This window comes from Thermogemmata fonticola, assembly GCF_013694095.1.
Classification (GTDB): domain Bacteria; phylum Planctomycetota; class Planctomycetia; order Gemmatales; family Gemmataceae; genus Thermogemmata; species Thermogemmata fonticola.
This window is the reverse complement of the sequence record NZ_JACEFB010000018.1, coordinates 21866-41977: the sequence shown is the minus strand read 5'-3', so window position 1 is coordinate 41977 and position 20112 is coordinate 21866. Positions and strand designations below refer to the sequence as shown.

Sequence of the window (20112 nt, the reverse complement as noted above, 5' to 3'; positions counted from 1 at the left end):
GGCGGTGATTCGCCGCCGGTGGCGCGGTGAGGTCGTACAATGGCGAGGTCGTACAATAAAGTCAGGCGTGTGGCGGCGCGGCGGCTCAGAAATGACGGGCCGAAAGCGAGCGCCACCCTGGTCGGTCCCGTTGATAACGGTGCTCCCGATACCTGGCAGGATGAGCTGGCATGAGCATGTCGCGGAAGGTGTACATTGAGACGGTCGGCTGTCAGATGAACGTGCTGGACAGCGAGGTGGTCATTGGCACGCTGCGGCGGCAGGGATACACGCTGGCGGACAGCCCCGCCCAGGCGGATGTCATCCTGTTCAACACCTGTTCGGTCCGCGAGCATGCAGAGGACAAAATCTATTCCGCTCTGGGCCGGCTGCGCTCCCTCAAGCGGCACAATCCGCAGGCAGTCATCGGCGTGCTCGGTTGCATGGCGCAGAAGGATCAGCACCGGATCGCGGAACGGGCGCCGCATGTCGATTTGATCGTCGGGCCGGGTCAGTTGGCGGAAGTGCCCCGTCTGATCGAGGAGGCGCGCAGCAGCCGTCGGTTGCAGATGGCGGTCAGTCTGGGCCGCGCTGAGGCAGGCCGGGCGGAGGTGGAGGCCAGCTTCGTCAGCTTCGATCCGGTACGGGACCCCACCATGCGCCCCACGCCGTTCCAGGCGTATGTGCGGATTCAAATCGGCTGCGACAAGTTCTGCACCTACTGCGTCGTGCCATCGACCCGCGGCCCGGAGCAGAGCCGCCCCCCCGCCCACATCCTCGCCGAAGCCCGCCAGCTCGTCGAACAAGGCTGCAAGGAAATCACCCTCCTGGGCCAGACCGTCAACAGCTACCGCTTCCAGCATGGTGACGGGCGCGTGACACGCCTGAGCGACTTGCTGGCCGCCCTCCACGATCTGCCCGGCCTGGAACGCCTCAAGTTCGTCACCAACTTCCCCAAGGACATGACCGACGACTTGCTCGACGCCGTCCGCTCCCTGCCCAAAGTCGTCAAATACCTGCACGTGCCGGCGCAATCCGGCTGCGATCTGGTGCTGCAACGCATGAAGCGCAACTACACCGTCGCTTTTTACACCGATATGCTCGCCCGCTGCCGGGAGAAGGTCCCCGGTGTCGCCATCAGTTCCGACTTCATCGTCGGCTTCTGCGGAGAAAGTGAGGAGAGCTTCGCCCGCACGGTCCGCCTGGTCGAACAGGCCCGCTTCAAAAACTCCTACATCTTCAAGTACAGCGAACGGCCTGGTACCAAGGCCGCCCAGCGCTACGCGGATGATGTGCCGGAGGAAGTCAAGAAGCGCCGCAATAATGACCTATTAGCCGTGCAGACGGAAATCAGCCGCCAGGAGCACCGCCGCTGGATCGGCCAGCGCGTCTCCATTCTGGTGGAGGGGCCGAGCAAGCGGGATCAAAACCGCTTCGCCGCCGCGTCTCCCAGCGACACCTTGCAACTGACGGGCCGGACCATGACCGATCACATCGTCGTCTGCGACGGCTCGCCGCGCCTCATCGGCCAGATCATCGACGTGGACATTATCGATGCTTCCCCCTTCACCCTCTTCGGCGTGGTTAGCTCGGCTGCATCCTGCGACTCCGCCGGCCTGGCCGGGCTGCCGGAAGCGGCCGCCTTCCCTCGCCGCGTGCCGTTGCCAGTACTGTGAGCTTTTCCCCTCGATTTGCCTTCGCTGACCTGGCGATGGTCCTTTCTGGAGCGGGTTCCTCGGATACTTCCGGCCCTGGCGGACAACGCTGTCGCTACCCCAGTACGGCCTGGGGCCTAGGAAACAGGCCGCTTTCCCGAATTGGGGTTTCCGAAGGAGTGACGCGATTTGGGGTTCCCGGCAGTGGGACACGATTCCGCCAGGACAATGCCGTGTCAGCAGGTGCGGCTCAGGGTGAGGATGGGGAGGATGGTGCGGGGGCGGGGGAAGCGGCATCGCGCCGGATCAACTCGTTGAGGCGGCGGAAGAAGCCGGGCGGATCAGGCAGGGGGGAGCCTTCCGCCACCAGAGCCTGTTCGTAGAGGAGGCGGGCATATTCCGCCAAGCGGGGGTCCTGCGGGGCGCGGCGGTGCAACTCCTCCAAGGCAGCGACGGCCGGATGCTGCGGGTTCAGCTCCAGGATGCGCTTATCAGGCGGCACTTCCTGCCCCAGGCGCTCCAGCAGTCGGCGGACATGCGGCGGCGTGGCGTGCTGGTCCTGCACCAAACAGGCGGCGCTCTCGGTCAACCGCCGGCTCAAACGCACCTCCGCCACCTCCGGCACCTGATCCTTGACAAACGACACCAGAGCGGCGAAGCGGTCTCGTTCTTCCCAGCTCACCTCTCCGTCGGGCAGGCTATCGGCCCGATCCGCCGGCAGCAGCCGCTGGCCCCGATACGGCGACAGATAGGGATAAATGAAGGCGTCGATCGGATCGGTAAGGAAGAGCACGTCATATCCCTTGGCCCGGAAGGCTTCCACATGCGGGGAGCGCCGCAGGCTCTCCGCCGATTCCCCCAGCAGGTAGTAAATCGCCTCCTGGCCTTTGGGCATCTTGTTCAGATATTGTTCTAGCGTGAGGTATTGTCCCGCCGGGGTCTGGAGGCTCTCGAAGAGGAGCAGGTCGGCGATCTTGTCCCGGTTGTTCCAGTCCTTGGCCAGTCCTTCCTTGAGGATCGAGCCAAAGTTCTGGTAGAAGCGGATGTATTTGTCGAAGTGGGAGCTTTTCATCCAGGCCAGGGTGTCGAGGACGGTTTTGACCACGCTTTTCTGAATAGTGTCGAGCAGGGGGTGGGCCTGGATTTGCTCGCGGGAGACGTTGAGAGGCAGCTCGGAACTATCTACCACCCCTTCGACGAAGCGGAGATAGAAGGGGAGGACCTTGTCGCAGCGTTCCATGATGAGGACGCGCTGGATGTAAAGGCGCAGGCCGCATTGGGGTTCGCGCCAGTCGTAGCCGAGGGGTTTGTGGGCGGGGATGAAGGCCAGCACCTTGAACTCATGCTTCCCTTCCGCGGCATAGTGGATGACCTCAGCGGGCGGTTCGGTATCATGTGTGAGGGCTTTGTAGAACTCCTCATACTCCTGTTGTGTAACTTCCTGTTTGCGCCGCAGCCAGATTGCCTGGCGTTGATTGACAATTTCCTCCGTGACTTTTTTCTGTCCATCCGTTGTAGTTTCCAGGACTAAGACCACCGGGAATTCGATATAGTTGGAGTATTTACGGATCAGTTCCCGCAAGCGTTCTGGCTCAAGGAATTCGCGGGCGTCGTCTTTGAGGTGGAGGATGACGTCGGTGCCGCGCTGGGGCTTGTCGCAGCTTTCCAGGGTGTAGGTGCCCTGGCCATCGGACTGCCAGCAGACGGCTTCGGTGCTGTCGAAGCGGCGGGTGCGGACGGTGACGCGGTCGGCCACCATAAAGGCGGAGTAGAAGCCGACGCCGAATTGGCCGATCAATCCCAGGGCTTCGGTGCCCTTGCCCGCCTCCTTCATCGCCTGGAGAAAGGCCCGCGTGCCGGAATGGGCCACGGTCCCCAAATGCTCGATCACTTCCTGCCGGGACATGCCGATGCCGTTGTCGGAAATGGTCAGCGTGCCGGCGTCGGCCTGGGGAATGACCCGAATTTTCCAGTCGGTGTCCCCCTGGAGCAGGTCCGCGTGAGACAGCGCGTCGAACCGGACTTTATGAATCGCATCGGAAGCATTGGATATTAATTCCCGGAGGAAGATTTCCCGGTGTGTGTAAAGAGAATGGGTGATGATATGAAGCAGTTGCCGAAGTTCCGCTTTAAATTCCAGTGTTTCCGCCATAGTAGTCCTCCGTAACGGAAGGAGTAGGATCGAGGTTGGCAGCAGCATAGAGATCGCAGGCAGAGATATTTTAGGCCGGTGGGGAAGGGGGCGGGGTGAGGGGCAGGCGGATGGTGAAGCAGGTGCGGTTCTGGCGGCGTTGCCAGTGGAGGGAGCCGCCGTGGGCGTGGATGAGCCGCCGGGCGACAGCCAGTCCCAGTCCGATGCCGTCGGGCTTGCCGGTGACGAAGGGATCGAAGAGGCGCTCGGCGAGATGCGGCGGCGGTCCCGGCCCGCTGTCACACACCTCGATCCGCACTCCCTCCTCGTCTCCCTGGCACGCCACGGTGACGCTTCCTCCGTCCCCCGCGGCTTCCAGAGCGTTGGTCAGCAGATTGGCCACGGCGTGCAGGAGCTGTTCGGGATCAGCGGTGAGAAGGCAGGGAGTGTCCGGACGTTGCCACTGGAGGGTGACATTGGCGTGGCGAGCCTGGGGCAGATGCAGTTGAACGGCCTGATCCAGCAGGTCGCGCGCATCCACCGCGTGCAGGTCCAAAGTCGGAGGCCGGCCCAGGGTCAGAAACTGACGCACGGAGACTTCCAGGCGGGTGAGCTGGCGCAGGGCCACTTGGAGGGGTTCTGGGTCGCCCAGGTGAGGGTTTTCCTGGAGGAACAGTTGGATGGCCAGGCGGGCGCCGGCGGCAGTGTTGCGGAGCTGGTGGGCCAAGCCGCCGGAGAATTGCCCCAGCAGGCGCAGGCGTTCCGCATGCTGGAGCTGTTCGTGGAGCTGGGCCAGTTGCCGAGCCATCTCGTTGAGCGCCGCGGCGAGGTCCCGCAGTTCGTCATCAGCGGCGGGGAGCGGTTGCGGGCGCAAATCTCCCGCGGCGATCCACTGGGTGCGGGCATGGAGCTGGCGCAGGCGGCGAAGCAGGCGCGCGCTCAGACCCCACATCAACGCCAAAGCACACAGGCCGCTCAGACCACCAAGCCACAGAAGCGGCCGGACGGCATCGGCAATCGCCGTGCGCCGCAAACTCTCCGGGAAGAGAACGAACAGCTCCGCGCCCGCTTGCGGATGTGGAGGCTTCAGGGCAATGCGCCGGCAGCGGAAGAGGCTGTCCTGAATCAGCAGCGGCGGGCCGAGTTGATCCGGTTCCTCCTGGTCCGGCCAGGTTTCGAGAGCGGGGAGAGTATCGGGAGCCAGGGGGAAGGTAGTTTCCACAGTGCCGTTGGGCAGGCGGAGAATGAACTCCGCGCCGGAGAGGCCCTTCATCTGTTCCAGCACACGGGGTGTAAGAGGAAAGGTGCTGCGGGGTTCGGCCAGGGTCCGGGCAATGGCCGACTGCTGGGCAGCCAATTGGTGCTCCGCATGGCGTGCCGCGGCATAAGCTGTCCAGGCCGTCGCCCCCGCTTCCCCCAACACCAGCAGGGCCAGCGGCCAAAGCAGGCGATACCGTAGCGACACGCGCATGGCCGACGATTATCCCGCAGAAGTCCCGGCGATTCGCCCTGGTGTCCTAGGGACTGTCCCCGCCGGATGACCAGAGGCCGGTCCGATAGCCGCCCTAAAGCCAGGGATTCGAGCCAAGGGATTATTTGGAAAGCATGTCTATCCTCTGGAGAGCATGATTTGGCTGGCTGCTCCGCATCAAGCAATGGAGTAGAGGCGGCCGGGATGACTCCGGCGCTATTTGGACAGTGGCGATCCCTCCGGCGTGAGGTCAGATAGCGGCCATGACCAGAGCGCCGTTCTGGCCGCCGAAGCCAAAGCTCGTGGACAAGCCATACTTGACCCGCCCCTCCCGCGCGACATTGGGGATGTAGTCGAGATCGCACTGGGGATCGGGATACTTCAGGTTGATGGTGGGGGGGTAGATGCGGGTTTTGAGGCTGAGGGCGAGGGCTGCCGCTTCAATAGCTCCGCTGGCGCCGATGGAGTGGCCGATCATCGATTTGATAGACGAGAGTTGCACCTGGCGGGCGTAGTCGCCGAAGACGCGCTTGACGGCCTGGGTTTCCATCGCATCGTTGAGTTTAGTGCTGGTGCCGTGAGCGTTGATATAGCCGACATCGCGGAAGTCGACGCGGGCTTCGCGGAGGGCGGCCTGGATGGCCCGCGCTCCACCGCGTCCTTCGGGGTCCGGTTTGGTCACGGAGTAGGCATCGAAGGAGCTGCCCCAGCCGAGCACTTCCGCGTAGATGTTCGCACCGCGAGCCTTGGCGTGGTTGTATTCTTCCAGCACCAGGACGGCGGCCCCTTCACTGATGACGAAGCCATCGCGCAAGCGGTCGAAGGGGCGGGAGCGTTCTTCCGGGGCCAGGTCGGTAGAGCGGCTGAGGGTGCCCAGGGCGGTGTAAGCCAGGAGCATGAGGGGATCGATGCGGCTGTCCGCGCCGCCGGCGAGCATGATGTCAGCATCGCCGCGGGCGATGAGGCGGAAGGCTTCCCCTACGGCCTGGGTGCCCGCCACGCAGGCCGTCACCACGGTGTTGTTCGGGCCTTGGCAATTGAAAGCCATCGAGATGTGGGCGGCGGTCATGTTCGGCAGGTACTTGAGCAGCCAGAGAGGGAACAGAGCGCTGTCGGGCCGAGAGGAGTCGGCCAAAGCGCGGGGATCAAAGTGGCCATCCTCGTGGACGGCACGGGCCAGCAGCGGCGCCAGTTCCCCCAAGTCAATCGGCACTAGGCCAGCTCCCATGACCACGCCGAAGCGTTCCGGCTGGATTTTGTGCAGCTCCAGGCCGCTGTCCGCTACCGCCAGGCCCGCCGCGCCGACCCCAAAGCGCGCCGCCCGGCCCATCACCTTGAGCGACTTGCGAAACGCCGGCGGAATGAACGGCTCCGGATCAAAATCGTGGACTTCCCCCGCGACCTGAATCGGATGCTGCGAGGCATCGAACGACCGGATCGGACCAATGCCGCTGCGCCCTTCGACACACGACTTCCAAAAGGCGTCTTTCCCGATGCCGTTGGGGGCGACCACTCCCAAACCGGTCACCACTACCCTACGCATGATCCCCACCCCCGCACACCTGCCCTCCCGCCTCCTTCCTGAGTCGAGTTTGGACACCCCAAATCCGCACCCCTGCCGCTCCCGGCAGGGGCATCTTCCTTCGCGGCAGCCTCCGTCCCCCACGGAGGCACCGTTCTACTACATCATTCTTCGCTATTTCTCCTATCCTATGCATATTTACCAGAATCGTCCTCTTTTCGCAACAGGTTCCCAAAGGATTCCTCCGAGATAGATCCGCCAGATTCACTAGCTTCGCACCACCCGTATCCTGGGTTTGCTCCGCCTGCCTTGTTTGCAGGGAGCCGCGCCGGGCCTTAACTCCTTGAGTCGGCGTGGTTAGGGGTGCCGTTTCCGCCTTTCATCCTCTGAACGGCTGCCGCGACGGCACCTGCGCGGGGATGAAGCGGGGAAGTGCAAAGGGCGTGCCCAATTTCGCAGAGGGCACAAATTGGGAGACTTGCACAGGGGACGCGAGGCGGAAGCGCGACCCGCTTGATTCCCATCAAGCTGGCGCGGTCTATGTTCCCGCGGCGGGGAGTGTTTCCCGCGGCGGGGAGTGTTTCCCGCGGCGGGGAACTTTTTCGCGCGGAGGTGAGGGTGTGTGGCTCCGGTGTGCCCGCAGAATTGTGTTGGGATGGAAAGCGGCAACCGAAAGGAGTTGCGGGGGGACGAAAGCGGCGGAAAGCCCATTGGCGGGAGGTGGACGGATGAGCTAGATTTGTGGGATAACCGGATGGGAGGAGGGGAAGGACCGGTTCGCAGGAACGAGCGGAGCGGCTAAGCCGAACCCGATGCTCGAAGTGGAAGCGAGATGGCGTCATCATCGCCCAGGTTGCCCGTGAGCGACGATCCCTTGCCGGAACTGGTGGAGGCCTTGCAGTCGCCGGAGGCGGCGCTGCGCCTGCGGGCGGCGCGGGATTTGGGACGTTTGGGGCCGCTGGCGTGCGAGGCGCTGGAGGAGTTGCTCCGGGCGACGCAGGACGCGGATGGGCGAGTCCGGGAAGCGGCGGCGGCGGCCATCGGGGGCATGGGAGCGCTGGCCCTGCGCGAACTGGCCCTGCTCCTGCGGCATGAGGACAAGTATGTGCGGCGGCAGGCGGTGTGGGCGCTGGGGCGGCTGGGCCGTGGCGCTAAGGCGGCCCTGGGGGCCTTGTGTGCCGCCCTCAGGGATAGCGATCCGCGGACAGCCAGCGGGGCGGCTCAAGCCCTGGGCAACATGGGGGAAGCGGCGGCAGAAGCTGTGCCCGCTCTGACCGAGGCGATGTGCGGAACGAACATCGTCCTGTGCCGCCTAGCCGCCAAGGCGCTGAGCCAGATCGGCCCGCCCGCTTTGTCCACTCTCATCGGGCATCTGTATCATCACGATCCGTTTGTGCGGGGGGAAGCGGCCCTGGCGCTGGGATGGATGGGTCCGCTGGCTCAGGTAGCGATCCCGCACCTGGCCCGCCTCCTCCGGGAAGCCGACAGCGATACCCGCCCGCTCGCCGAAGCGAGGGAGCCAATGCCGGCCGACCCCCAGCGCACCCCGCTGCAAGCGGGGGACGTGGATGCCGAGGCCACCACGCCGCCGCAGCTCACCGCGGAACCTGCCGAGGAAAGCCTCTCCCCGGAACAGAGCTGCCTGGTCCATGCGGCGCTCTCCTTGGGACGATTGGGCCAGGCGGCGCGGACCGCTTTGCCCATCCTGCAAGCGCTGGCTCAGCGCGGCTTTCCTGCCTTGCGGCGGGCCGCTCAACAAGCCGTGCAACACATCCTCAGCGACAGCGCCGAGACTCCTTGACCCCTCCGCTCCCGCCTTCCCCTGCGCGAGTTCCTGCTTTCCAGGGGATTGGCTTCTGCCTTGCCCTCGCCTGTGGTGGCACTAGCTTCTCTGGCGGGTGACCCGCTGCCGCCTCGGCTGTTGGGACTTGCGCGAATGGAACGGTCTGACCGCTGGGATCGACCCTGGGATGTCTGGCGGACAGCCAATGCAAAGATTCCCATAACAGACTTCGGGACACCTTCCGGGAGCGGCTTGGGAAAGCCTTTCCGGTTGGGACGGTGTGAAGCCTTCCGGGAGCGATGATTCGGAGGCGGAATCGGGAGCCTGGGAATCTCTCGGAGCCTAACAACAGCTCAGTGAGGAGACGGCGGCGATTATGCGTGTTTTGGTGACGGGCGGAGCGGGATACGTGGGCAGTTTCACGGTGCGGCACCTTCTGGCCCAAGGGCATACCGTGACCGTCTTCGACAATCTGAGCACAGGACACCGGCGTGCAGTGCCCGCGGAATGCCTGGTGGTGGGCGATTTGCGCGATGCCGACCAGATTGATCAGTTGCTGATCGTGGAGCGGATCGAGGCGGTGGTGCATTTTGCGGCGCGGTGCCAGGTGGCGGAATCGGTGCGTGATCCGGCGGGGTATTACGTGAACAATCTGCTTTACGGTTTGCAGTTGCTGGAGCGATGCCGCCGCAATGGGGTGAAAATTTTCGTCTTTTCCAGCAGTTGTGCGGTGTATGGGGTGCCGCAGCAGGTGCCGATTGCGGAGGAGGCCCCCTTGGCGCCGATTCAGGCTTACGGCCGCACGAAGCTGGCCCTGGAATATGCTCTGCGGGATTACGCCGCCGCTTACGGTCTGGCCGCAGTGGCTTTACGTTATTTCAACGCGGCGGGCGCGGCCCCGGATGGCAGCCTCGGCGAGGACCACGAACCAGAGACACACCTGATCCCGCGGGTCTTGCGGGCCGCCTTGGGGCGGGAAGCCGTGGTGGAGATTTTCGGCACCGACTATCCCACCGCCGATGGCACCTGCGTGCGGGATTATGTCCATGTGGAGGACCTGGCGACGGCGCACGCCCTGGCCCTTGAGCACGCTCAGGCCGGCCAGTTTCTCGCCTACAATGTCGGCTTGGGCCGAGGCTACAGCGTGCGGGAAGTGATCGCCACCGCCGAGGAAGTGACCGGGCGGTCCATCCCTGTGCGTGCCTCCCCCCGCCGCCCCGGCGATCCTCCGGTCCTGATCGCGGATAACCGGCGCATCGGCCAGGAGTGGGGCTGGCGACCCCGTTATACCGATCTGCGGCAGATTGTGGCCACCGCCTGGGAATGGCATCGCCGGCAAGGCCGTTGATCTGGTGCTGCTGGCCAGCTCGCCATGCCGGGGAGCCAGCCATTCGTTCGCCGCGGGAGTATTTTTCACCCTGCCTTGAGGCGGCGCTCTTCCTCGTATTTGTGGAGCTTGTTGTAAAGGGTCTTGAGGCTGATCCCCAGCTCGGCAGCGGTGGCCTGTTTGTTGAAGTTGTTTTTGGCGTAAACCTGGAGGATATATTCCATCTCGACATCGGCGAGGGATTTGGCCGGTTGTCCGGGCTGGGGCGGAGTGAACGGCACCACACTGACGGCCGGGGCAGCGGCGACCGGGGCGGGCGGAGTACCTGGCGGCAGGAGCGGGGCAGGGGAAGCAGCGGTGCCGTAGGAGACGGCGGAGGCAGGGTAGGCGGCCGCGGGAAAGTGTGCAGCGCTGGCCGGAGCGTAGGGGTCGGGCGGCGGCGTGGCGGCATAAGTGCGCGGGCCGGGCGAACGGATGTCGTGCGGCAGATGGGCGGCGGTGATCGGCTGGCCGCCGGAGACAATCCAGGCGTACTCCATCGCATTGGCCAGTTCGCGGACGTTGCCTTTGAAGTCGTGATGCATCATGAGGTCGAGGGCTTCCGCGGTCAGCAGATCAGCGACCATTTCCACTGGCTTGCGGGCGGCGCGGGCCAGAAGATAACGGGCCAGCTCCGGGATGTCTTCCCGCCGTTCGCGCAGGGGGGGAAGATGGACGTGGAACATGTTGAGGCGGTAGAGCAGGTCTTCGCGGAAGTGGCCTTCGGCGATGAGGCGGCGGAGATCGCGGTGGGTGGCGGAGATGATGCGCACATCCACGGTGAAGGGGACGCTATCGCCCACGCGCTGGATTTCGCCGGATTCCAGGAAGCGGAGGAGTTTGACCTGGATGTGGCGGTCGAGTTCGCCGAGTTCGTCGAGGAAGACAGTGCCGCCGTTGGCGACTTCAAAGAAACCTTTGTGGTCGCGGTCGGCCCCGGTGAAGGCCCCTTTACGGTGCCCGAAGAGCTGGCTTTCGGCCAGGTGGGTGGTCAAGGCGCCGCAGTTGACGGGGACAAAGGGCATCTCGGCCCGCTTGCTTTTCTGGTAGATGGCCCGGGCGACGACTTCCTTGCCGGTGCCAGTTTCGCCGGTGATCAGGACGCGGCCATCGGTTGGTCCGATCCGTTCGATGAATTGCAGGACCGGTTGCATGGCGGGGGAGGAACCGATGAGCAGTCCGGGGCCTTCCACGGCCTGGACGCGGCGTTCTAACGCGGCGGCCTTCTGCTTGAGCTTGCGCTTCTCCTGGATGCGCAGGAGCAGGGCTTCGATGTCGGCCAGCTTGCAGGGCTTGGTCAGGTAGTCGCAGGCGCCCAGGCGCAGGGCTTCCACAGCGGTTTCCGTGCTGCCGTAGCCGGTGAGGATGACCGCTTCGGTGTCGGGGGAATGCTGCTTGAGCGCGGCCAGCACTTCCAACCCCGCCCGGTCGTGCTCCATGCGCAGATCGAGGATGGCAGCGTCGAAGGCCTGGCGCTTGACCGCTTCGATACCGGCCTTGCTATCGGGGCAGACGACGACTTCATGCCCTAAGCGGGGCAACTCGGTGCGCATGAATTCCCGCAGGTGTGTCTCGTCGTCCACGAAGAGAATGCGTAAGCGGTGATGCGGCGGTGTGTGAGCCACGGGCAGCACTCCTTGCCTGATCCCTGGGCGGATTCCCGCTCCTGGCGGTTCCAGCCTGACTATCGCTTCAGGTGTTCCCCCTATGGGCAGCCCAACTTAGACTCTGCGCCAGGAAATGCAAGAGCGCTTGGGCGGGAGTGAGCCGAACTTGGCGCGGGCAAGCCGAAGGGGCTAGCGGCTCCTTCTGCGGCGGTGGCATTTCCGGCGCTGCCGTTGCCGGGGGTGGCATTTCCGGCGCTGCCGTTTCCAGCAGTTCCTGCTGCGGCGGCCCTTGACCAAAGGGGAATCGCTTCGGCGGCAGCGTGGAGTGGAGAAAGTGATCCAGGCGGCGTGTTAGGCATAAGTCCTCCCGTGGGTTTAGGCAGCCGAGGCAAGGCGGACAGCCGGCAGAGTGGGAGTGCGGCTAGCCGCCGGTGTTTCCGACCCTGCTGTCACAGGGCGCAAAGGTAAGCGAACCGTGAACGTACTGCCCCGTCCCGGACCGGGGCTGCTGGCGGTGATGGTGCCGCCGTGCTGATCGATGATCTGATGGCTGATGAACAGTCCCAAGCCAGTCCCTTTGCCGGTGCGGCTTTTGGTGAAGAACGGCTCGAAGAGGTTGGCAAGGACCTCTGGCGTCATGCCGCAGCCGGTGTCGCTGAAGGTCATCTCGGCCCAGTCGCCGCGCGCCGCCAGGGTGATGGTCAGGCGTCCGCCTTCGTCCATGCTTTCCAGGGCATTGACTACCAGGTTGAGCACAACGCTTTTGAGGTCCTGGGCGTGGACCGGGGCGACGACATATTCGCTCGGTTCAAAGACGATCTGCTTGCCGCGGCAATGGGGCAGGTGGCGGACCATTTCCAGCACGCCGCGGATCAGGCCGGCCAAGTCGGTCGGTTCCCGCTGGCGTTCGCCGCTGCGGCTGAAGTCCAGCAGTTTCTGGGTGATCTCCTTGCAGCGGAGGGCTTCCTGCTGGATCATGCTCAGGTAGCGGATGATGACCTCGCGGTCCTCCGCGGCAGGGGGCGGCAGGGGAGAGGCGGAGGCGGGCAGAGGAGAGGAGCTAATGTCCGCCGGGATCAGGTCCTTGAGGCGGCGCTCCAGGGCTTCGGCACAAAAGAGGATGCTGGCCAGGGGATTGTTGATCTCGTGGGCGACGCCGGCGGCGAGAAAACCGACGGAGACCATCCGTTCGCTGCGGACCAGTTGCCGGCTCCGTTCATCGACCTGGCGGGCCAGGTCCGCATAGACGGCGGCCAGGCGGGCAGTCATGGCGTTGAATTCGTCGGCCAGTTCCTGCAATTCATCCCCGGAATGCAAGCAGATCGGCTGGGAGAAGTCGCCGGCATGGACGCGCTGGACGCCCGCTTGCAATTGCCGGATGGGTGCGAACATCCACACGCGGAAGTAATAGAGCAGAGTCAGGACCAGGACCACCGCCCAGGTCGCCGCCAGGGCGACAACCCACTGGCTTTGGCGGATGGTCCGATTGGCCTGCCGCGTGCTGCTTTCGATGTCGTGAATGATCGCCAAGCGAAGATGTTCCGCGCTGCGGCGGGCGCGATCGAAGAGGGTGCGCAGTGGGGGATGCTGGCCGAGCGGTTCGCTTCGCCCGTCCGGGAGCAGCCGGGGCGAGCTTTTCAACTCGTGCAGCAGCCATTGCAGTTGTTGCACATCGCGCGCCAGTTGGTCCAGCAGGCCGCGCTCCTGGTCTCCCGCGTCAGGGTCTAGGCCGGCGCTGACGGAGCGCTCCTGTTCCTCCCGGAAAATGCTCAGATGGGCCTCCACCGCTTGCAGGGCTTCTACCGTGGGTTCCGCCGCATCCGCCCCTTTGAGCGTTTCGATGAGAATGTTTGCCAGTTGTAGCTCATACATCTTCCGTTCGGTGACCCGGACGGTGGTGTAATAGGCCCGAATGCCGTAGAGGGTGCCGCCCAGGAGCAGCCCCACACTGCCGACCATCAGGCCCAGACCGAGCAACAACTTGCTGCGTAAGCGGCGGGGACGAGCCACCGGCACCCCCTCCCTGTTGCGCCCCGCCGGTTCTGCTCTGCGGGAACGCATCCCGTCCCAGGACGGGCGGCACTTTACCAGGTCACATCTCCCAAAGTAAGAGCACTTTTTGCCATGCAGGCGGTAAAAATTACAAGCCCAATTCCCTCCCCTCCAGACTCCTTAGCCGGTCGGCAGGGGACAGTGAGCCGCCGGCGGCGAGGGGGGCCGTCTCTCTGGGTTCGCTTCCTTACCCCGTCCTGAATGCGGTTGCTTTGGGATTCCAGGGGAAAACGAGGATAGAAAACCAGAAGTTGCGCGGGAAGGTAAAGCCAGGTGTGTGTGCCCTGAGAAGGTAAAGCCAGGAGTGTGCCCTGAATGGTGAGGAGAGGAAGGAGAGCGGTCGTTTTGGCCATCTTGTGCGCGGGGGGTTACAACGATATGGAAGATGCCCTCCCTCAAAAGGCCAAGGGTGCTGCCTGGAATCAGGACGAAAGCGGCACCGGCGGCAGGAGATGCGGGGATGGCGGGAGGGTGGAAGACCAGCCCGCGGCGACTGGGGGCGAGCAAGGAGGCGCAGCTATGGCAGAGCGGAGCGAAGCCGGAGGGTATCGGCCAGTCCGGGTGGGGCCGTACACGGTCGGAGCAGATCAACCGCTGCTGTGGATTTGCGGTCCGTGCGTCATCGAGAGCCGGGACCATGTGCTGATGGTGGCGGAGCGTTTGCGGCGTCTGGCGGATGAGTTGGGCCTGCCGTTGGTGTTCAAGGCGTCGTTTGACAAGGCGAATCGTTCGTCGGGGCGGTCGTTCCGGGGTGTAGGGTTGGAGGCGGGTCTGGCGGCGCTAGCAGCGGTGCGGGCGGCGACGGGCTTGCCAGTGACCACGGACGTGCACGAGCCGTATCAAGCGGCGGCAGCGGCGGAGGTGTGCGACGTGCTGCAAGTGCCGGCGTTTTTGGCCCGGCAGACCGACCTCTTGGAAGCCTGCGGGCGCACCGGGCGGGTGGTGAACGTGAAGAAGGGCCAATTCATGGCACCCTGGGAGATGCGGCAGGTGATCGCCAAACTGGCGGATGTGGGCAATGAGCGGGTGCTGCTGACGGAGCGGGGGACGACCTTCGGCTACGGCTGGCTGGTCAACGACATGCGCGGCATTGCTTGGATGCAACAGTGCGGCGCGCCGGTGATCTTTGATGCCACGCACAGCGTACAGAAACCAGGGGCGCTGGGCGATCGCAGCGGAGGGGATCGCTCAATGGTGCCGCTTTTGGCCCGTGCCGCTGTGGCTGCCGGGTGCGATGGCCTGTTCCTGGAAACCCACCCGGACCCCGATCAGGCCCCCTCCGATGGCCCCAATATGCTCCCGCTCGACCAACTGCCGGAGGTGATCCGTGTCTGCCTGCGACTGCGCCAGGTGGTGCTTGAGAGTTCTCTCCAGGATAGAAATCGTGAGTGAACCCGATCGCTTACCAGCCCCTGAATGCTCGAAACGCTCCCAATGCGTGATTCGGACTCGTTTTCTCGTCCGGCTTAGTCTGGTGATGGCCCTCGTGTTGGGGACAGTGGCAGCGGGTTGCAGTCGGCCCCCGCGTCTGGTGGCCCCTCAAGAGGGGACTGGAACTGCTGAGCGGACAGACCCGTGGGACAACGCCCTGCGGCAACTGCGCAAGGAGACCAGCGCCACCGCCTGCCGCGCCCTGATGCAGACACTCAATCAGGAACTGGGAGCGGATGAAGCCCTGCGCCCTCCGGCACTGTCCGCCGAAGCCCTGGAGGGATTGCAGCGGCTGGTGCCTCTAGATACCGGCGATCGCGAGGAGCTACGCTCCCTGCAATTCACCCCGCAAGATGGCGTTTATCTGGCGGACTGCCTCTACCTGCGGGATGTGGCGCGCCAGGTGGTGCTCCCGGAAATGACGGATCGGGAGAAAGCGGAGCGGGCGTTCGCCTGGGTGTGCCGGCATGTGTGGCTTCAGCCGTGGGTGGTGCCGACCGAACGGGGTCTAATGGCCACGGCTTTGCCGCCCACAGCGGTGTTGCGCCGCGGTACGGGTTCTGGCCTGGAGCGGATGTATGTCTTTCTGGCCGTGGTGCAGCAAATGGGTTTGGAAGGCTGCTTGGTGGGTCCGCCGGAGGCCGTCGCCCATCACGCCGGCCATGTGGCCTTGGCGGGGGATCAAGTACTCACGGGTGCGCCGCGGGGGCCGTTCTGGGCCGTGGGCGTGCGCCTGGATCAGGACGTGCTGCTGTTCGATCCGTGGCGCGGGGTGCCGTTCCCGGCGATGTGGCGCAGCCTGCGGGCCAATCCTTCAGCGTATGCGGACTGGTTCGCCGCTCGCGAGCATGTCTCCGGCCTGACAGTGGAGGCGGTGCGGAGCGCCGTCCTGTATCTGGCCGTGCCGGTTTCCGCTCTCTCACCTCGCATGCGCCTGTTGCAGGACAAACTCGGTGAAGCGTTGCAGGTGCAGCTGGCGATCGATCCGGGAGCGTGGCAGAAACGCTGGGGGGAGTGGCAGCCCCGCTTCTGGAATCCACTGGAGGATCGCTTCGCCTACGGGCGGACCAGCCGCACCTTCCTGCCGCCCGATCATGGGGGCAGCGATTCATCGCCGGTCGGCAGCCGGGTGTTCGACCTGTACTATCTGTCGCAGCTTCCGCCGCCGGGGCAAGTGGTGCCCGCGGAGTTACGGGAGAACGCCGCCTTGATGCGGGATGTGGGGGAGCGGATCGCCCAGGTGGCCCGGACGCAGTATGCCGTGCGGTTTCTGGAGCCGCCGACGCCGCGCGAGCGCATTCAGCGGGGTCAGTTCCAGGATGCAGCCCGGTTGCTGGTCAGCTTGCAGGATGAGTTTGGCCGGGGATTGTCCCGCATCCGCAACACACCGAATGTCGATCGGCTCCGCCGCGAGTGGATTCAGCAGGCGGTGGAACTCTACGAGAAGATCGGGCGCGATCCGGACGCTTTGGCGCGGATCGAGCAGCACTGGCGGAGCGAGGCGGCGGCGGTGCTCCTGGACCAGGCGGTGTGCGAAGTGGGCCAGGCCGAGGCCACCTTCCTACTCGCCCTCTGCCAGCATGAACAGGCGGAGCGGGTGCAACTGCGCTACGAACATGCTTCGGCGGCGGATGCTCCCCGCTTGCGGGAGGACGCGCGGGAAGCCTGGGGTATCGCTGCACGGGCCTGGCGGACCTACCGCGGGCAGTACGCCGCCTTCCATGCCGCCATGCCGGGTCGTGCCCCTCTGGCCGATCAGCTCGCCGCACGCGCCGAACGCTATGCCCGACCCTGAGACGGGATATTCCGAGGTGGGGTAGGCGGGGGCTACGCCGATAGCGACCCGCTGCCATCACATCCGTTCCACGGTGCGGATGCCGAGCAGCTCCAGGGTTTGGCGCAGGATGCGGGCCGTCAGGTCCACCAAGAGCAGGCGGCTGTCCCGCAGGGAAGCCGGCTCGGCTTTGAGCACCGGGCAATGCTCGAAGAAGCCGCTGAAGGTCTTTGCCAGCTCCCACAGGTAATTGGTGAGGTAGTGGGGGAGGTATTCGCTGGCGGCGGCCTGTAAGGCTTCCGGGAAGCGGAGCAGTTGCAGGGCCAAAGCCCGCTCGCTGGGGTGAGTGATCTGGATCGGTGGGGGTTGGGTGCGGAAGCGCTCCTCGGCCACGTTTCCTTCGCGGAAGATACTACGGCAGCGGGCGTAGGCATATTGCATGTAGGTGGCAGTGTTTCCGTCGGTGGCGAGCATTTTGTCGTAACTAAAGACGTAGTCGCTTGTGCGATTCTGGCTGAGATCGGCGTATTTGATCGCGCCAATGCCCACGGCTTCGGCGATGGCCGCGATCTCCGCGTCGCTCAAGTCCGGGAGTTTGTGGCCTTGGGCGAGCCGTTCCTGACGGGACTGCTCGTATTTGTGCCGTCCCAAGCGGACAGCTTGTTCGATCAGCTCTTCGAGTTCCGGCGCTCCTCCCGTGCGGGAAGCGAAGGGGCGGCGGTCTTCTCCCAGGATCGTGCCAAAGCTGATGTGGTGCAGTTCGACCTGGTTGTAGCCCCAGCGGCGGGCCTGGGCGAACAAGGTGCGGAAGTGCAGCGCCTGGCGGGCGTCCACCACGTACAGAATGGCGTCCGGCTGGAAATGCTCGACGCGGTAGCGGATGGTGGCCAAGTCGGTGGCCAGGTAGGTGAAGGCGCCGTCCCGCTTGCGGAGGATGCCCGGCGGGTCGTCCCGCTGCCACTCCTCCGGGGTGCGCGGAATCCGCCCGGCAGGATTGGGAATGACCACCGCCCCTTCGCTTTCTTCGGCCAGACCCCGTGCGAGCATTTCCTCCACGATCGCCGGCAGAAACGGATGGTAGAAACTTTCCCCTAACTGGTAGTCGAAGGGGAGAATGCCGAGGCGGCGGTAGATGCGCTCGATCATCTCCAGGCAGTGGGGAAGGAATTGCCGCCAGAGGGCGAGGTTTTCGGGATCGCCGGCGTGGAGGCGGGCGGTTTCGAGCCGGCAGGCCTGGCGGATGGGGTCATCGCCGCCGTCTTCGTCCTCGTCGTCGTCCCCTTTTTTGCGGAACAGGCTGCGCACATGGACATACAAGCGGGCCAGCTCCCGGACCGGGTCCGCCGCATAAGCCTGGGGGTCAACGAAATGCTTGTAGCCGTAGATGAGAATGCCGAATTGCGTGCCCCAGTCGCCCAGGTGGTTATCGGTGATGACGGTATGCCCCAGGAAGCGCAACAGGCGGGTCAGAGCGTCTCCCAGGATGGTGCTGCGGAGATGGCCGACGTGCAGCGGCTTGGCGACATTGGGGCTGCTGTAGTCGATGACGTAACGGCGGGGAGGGCGGACCGGTGCGACGCCCAGCCGCTCATCCGCAGCCACCGCTGTCAAGGTTTCGGCCAGGAAACTATTGCGGTAGCGCAGATTGATGAAGCCCGGTCCGGCGATTTCCGGGGTTTCCCAAGCCTCCGCGGGGGGCAGGTGCCGGAGCAATTCCTCGGCGATCTGACGGGGGGGCCGGCCCAGGCGCTTGGCCAAAGGGAGAGCGGCGTTGATCTGGTAATCCCCATGTTCCGGCCTGCCGGCAGTACGAATCGTGCCCAGCAGCTCCTCGATCACCGCGGTTTCCGAAACCAGCGCGGCGAGCGCCGGCCGGACCCATTCTCGGATGCGCTCCAAAAGATTCATGTTGGCTTCGGCTCGAAAAAACGTTCCTGTTGCTCCGGGCCGCGGCACCCTAACCTACCCTTCCCTTGGCCAAGCAGCCTTGCCTTGGCCGAGCAGGCGGAGGATGCGGCAGAACCAGTCAGCTCGCGGGCATGCCAGCCGTGCCGGTCGGACCGGACGCTGGCAGCGCAGGGGGGCAGTCGGACCGAACCCTGTCCGCGAGGCCAACGGCCTCGGCCCGCTTGCGCCGCGCTGGCGTGTTTGTCTTACAGCTTGCGGAACAGTTCGTACACCTGGGCTACCTGGGCGGCGGCGGCGTCCCCGTCGTGCGCATACACACCGTAGCGCAGTTTCAGCTCCACGCCTTTGGCCAGGTGGAGCAGCTCCGTTTTCCCCTTCTGGGAGGGAAAACCGCTGCGCTGGCGCCCGAAGGGGTTGGCGGCGTTCAAACCGTAGGCGCGCACATGCCAGCTCGCCGGGGGGTTGGACGGATGATCGAAGACAGCCACCCCTACCGCCTTGTCCCCGACTTTGCCGGAATAGTCGATCCAAGCGGCGGGATGGCCCCAGATGGGCAGGTTATCCTTGGCCGGAGGCGTGATAGTCTTCCCCTCGGCCGTGGTGATGGTGCCTCCGCCGGCGACGCTGGGCCGCAGGGCGTCGTGCACCCGGATGCCAAACGAGCCTTCCTTCGTATCCCCGAAGGTGATGGGGCAGACCTTGGCCTGCAAGGTGATGTCGAAGACGAACAGCCGACCGTGCGGGCAGTCGAGGAAGTGGATCACGCGGACTTCGTCCAGGATGCGGGTCCCCTCCGGGGTTAGCCATTCGTTGAGCGTTTCCACGCGGATGTGGCCGGGGCGTACCACCTGCGGTTTGCCGACCTGGACGCAGACGATCCGCCCGTGCCGGGGAGTGCCGTCCTTGTCCCGCGCTTCGCTCCAGAAGTCCACTCCCCGCCCGCCGCGCTCCGTGGTCAGGATTTTGAGCGGAATCCCTTCGGGGATGACATCGCCGTGGCAGAACCAGACTGATTTCTGGTGGACGTGGTCGGTGGTGACTTCTCCGGGCAGCCCCTTTTCCACCGGCCAGCCGCGCGTGACCGGCGCCCCGCATGGCGCCCGCAACGGATAAAGGAAAGGCTTGGCATACTGCTTGTCCGTCACATACCGCGCGACCACCTCCTGCCCGACCTTGAACACGATCGCTCCCGGCAGGACTTCCGCTTGCACCTCGGCGGCCCAGGCCGTGTTCGCGCCCAGCCCCAGACTTGCCGCCAGGACGAAGGCAGGCCATGCAGTGGGTTTCCCGACAAGGGTTCGGATCATGGGGAATCTCCTTGAGCTTGAGAGGGTCGAGTCGGCACCAGTGGGGGAGCGTCCTGCTTTCCCAGAGGGGGTGTTCCCGTTTCTGGCATGGGGAGTTTGGGATTCCCCCTTGAATTATTCCCGTTC

12 protein-coding genes are annotated in these 20112 nt (G+C 64.8%); 5 read left to right on the top strand and 7 right to left on the bottom strand.

What is annotated here, in order from left to right; translation table 11 throughout:
- Nucleotides 1–170: 170 nt before the first annotated feature.
- Entirely contained in the window at nt 171–1655 is a 1485-nt protein-coding gene (gene miaB, locus H0921_RS16385) for a tRNA (N6-isopentenyl adenosine(37)-C2)-methylthiotransferase MiaB (protein WP_228499966.1), read from the top strand.
- Nucleotides 1656–1884: 229 nt separating this feature from the next.
- On the opposite strand, the gene htpG is transcribed toward miaB, so the two are convergent.
- The 3 genes from htpG to H0921_RS16370 form a co-directional block, all read right to left on the bottom strand.
- On the bottom strand, nt 1885–3786 hold the full coding sequence (gene htpG, locus H0921_RS16380; protein ID WP_194539601.1) for a molecular chaperone HtpG: 1902 nt from the start codon (nt 3784–3786) through the stop codon (nt 1885–1887).
- A 70-nt stretch (nt 3787–3856) separates the two neighbouring features.
- Nucleotides 3857–5236 (bottom strand): sensor histidine kinase, encoded by a 1380-nt coding sequence (locus H0921_RS16375; protein ID WP_194539600.1) that lies wholly within the window; start codon nt 5234–5236, stop codon nt 3857–3859.
- Between the two features lie 250 nt (nt 5237–5486).
- Nucleotides 5487–6779: a beta-ketoacyl-[acyl-carrier-protein] synthase family protein gene (locus tag H0921_RS16370; RefSeq protein ID WP_194539599.1), complete on the bottom strand. Its 1293-nt coding sequence runs from the start codon at nt 6777–6779 to the stop codon at nt 5487–5489.
- An 811-nt stretch (nt 6780–7590) separates the two neighbouring features.
- Between H0921_RS16370 and H0921_RS16365 the strand changes: the two genes are divergently transcribed.
- Nucleotides 7591–8559 carry a HEAT repeat domain-containing protein gene (locus tag H0921_RS16365; RefSeq protein ID WP_194539598.1) on the top strand — a complete coding sequence of 323 codons (969 nt, stop codon included), beginning with the start codon at nt 7591–7593 and terminating at the stop codon, nt 8557–8559.
- A 358-nt stretch (nt 8560–8917) separates the two neighbouring features.
- On the top strand, nt 8918–9889 hold the full coding sequence (gene galE / locus H0921_RS16360; protein ID WP_194539597.1) for a UDP-glucose 4-epimerase GalE: 972 nt from the start codon (nt 8918–8920) through the stop codon (nt 9887–9889).
- Nucleotides 9890–9954: 65 nt separating this feature from the next.
- On the opposite strand, the gene H0921_RS16355 is transcribed toward galE, so the two are convergent.
- On the bottom strand, nt 9955–11532 hold the full coding sequence (locus H0921_RS16355) for a sigma-54-dependent transcriptional regulator (protein WP_194539596.1): 1578 nt from the start codon (nt 11530–11532) through the stop codon (nt 9955–9957).
- A gap of 357 nt (nt 11533–11889) precedes the next feature.
- Complete coding sequence (locus H0921_RS18375; RefSeq protein ID WP_315851924.1) at nt 11890–13524, bottom strand: sensor histidine kinase; 1635 nt, start codon at nt 13522–13524, stop codon at nt 11890–11892.
- Between the two features lie 561 nt (nt 13525–14085).
- On the opposite strand from H0921_RS18375, the gene kdsA reads away from it, so the two are divergent.
- Nucleotides 14086–14958, top strand: a complete 873-nt coding sequence (gene kdsA / locus H0921_RS16345) for a 3-deoxy-8-phosphooctulonate synthase (protein ID WP_194539594.1) — start codon at nt 14086–14088, stop codon at nt 14956–14958.
- On the top strand, nt 14951–16792 hold the full coding sequence (locus H0921_RS16340; RefSeq protein WP_194539593.1) for a hypothetical protein: 1842 nt from the start codon (nt 14951–14953) through the stop codon (nt 16790–16792). Before kdsA ends, H0921_RS16340 begins: the two co-directional genes overlap by 8 nt.
- 57 nt (nt 16793–16849) lie before the next feature.
- Here the strand turns inward: H0921_RS16340 and argS are convergent, their stop codons facing one another.
- Nucleotides 16850–18679: an arginine--tRNA ligase gene (argS, locus tag H0921_RS16335; RefSeq protein WP_194539592.1), complete on the bottom strand. Its 1830-nt coding sequence runs from the start codon at nt 18677–18679 to the stop codon at nt 16850–16852.
- Between the two features lie 245 nt (nt 18680–18924).
- Nucleotides 18925–19986: a DUF6807 domain-containing protein gene (locus H0921_RS16330; RefSeq protein ID WP_194539591.1), complete on the bottom strand. Its 1062-nt coding sequence runs from the start codon at nt 19984–19986 to the stop codon at nt 18925–18927.
- Nucleotides 19987–20112 lie beyond the last annotated feature (126 nt).

Excerpts from the sequence above, each read along its gene's own strand:
- H0921_RS16370 (WP_194539599.1), bottom strand. The coding sequence starts at position 6,779 with ATGCGTAGGGTAGTGGTGACCGGTTTGGGAGTGGTCGCCCCCAACGGC.
- kdsA (WP_194539594.1), top strand. The coding sequence starts at position 14,086 with ATGGCAGAGCGGAGCGAAGCCGGAGGGTATCGGCCAGTCCGGGTGGGG.
- H0921_RS16330 (WP_194539591.1), bottom strand. The coding sequence starts at position 19,986 with ATGATCCGAACCCTTGTCGGGAAACCCACTGCATGGCCTGCCTTCGTC.
- argS (WP_194539592.1), bottom strand. The coding sequence starts at position 18,679 with ATGAATCTTTTGGAGCGCATCCGAGAATGGGTCCGGCCGGCGCTCGCC.
- htpG (WP_194539601.1), bottom strand. The coding sequence starts at position 3,786 with ATGGCGGAAACACTGGAATTTAAAGCGGAACTTCGGCAACTGCTTCAT.
- H0921_RS16375 (WP_194539600.1), bottom strand. The coding sequence starts at position 5,236 with ATGCGCGTGTCGCTACGGTATCGCCTGCTTTGGCCGCTGGCCCTGCTG.
- galE (WP_194539597.1), top strand. The coding sequence starts at position 8,918 with ATGCGTGTTTTGGTGACGGGCGGAGCGGGATACGTGGGCAGTTTCACG.
- H0921_RS16365 (WP_194539598.1), top strand. The coding sequence starts at position 7,591 with ATGGCGTCATCATCGCCCAGGTTGCCCGTGAGCGACGATCCCTTGCCG.
- miaB (WP_228499966.1), top strand. The coding sequence starts at position 171 with ATGAGCATGTCGCGGAAGGTGTACATTGAGACGGTCGGCTGTCAGATG.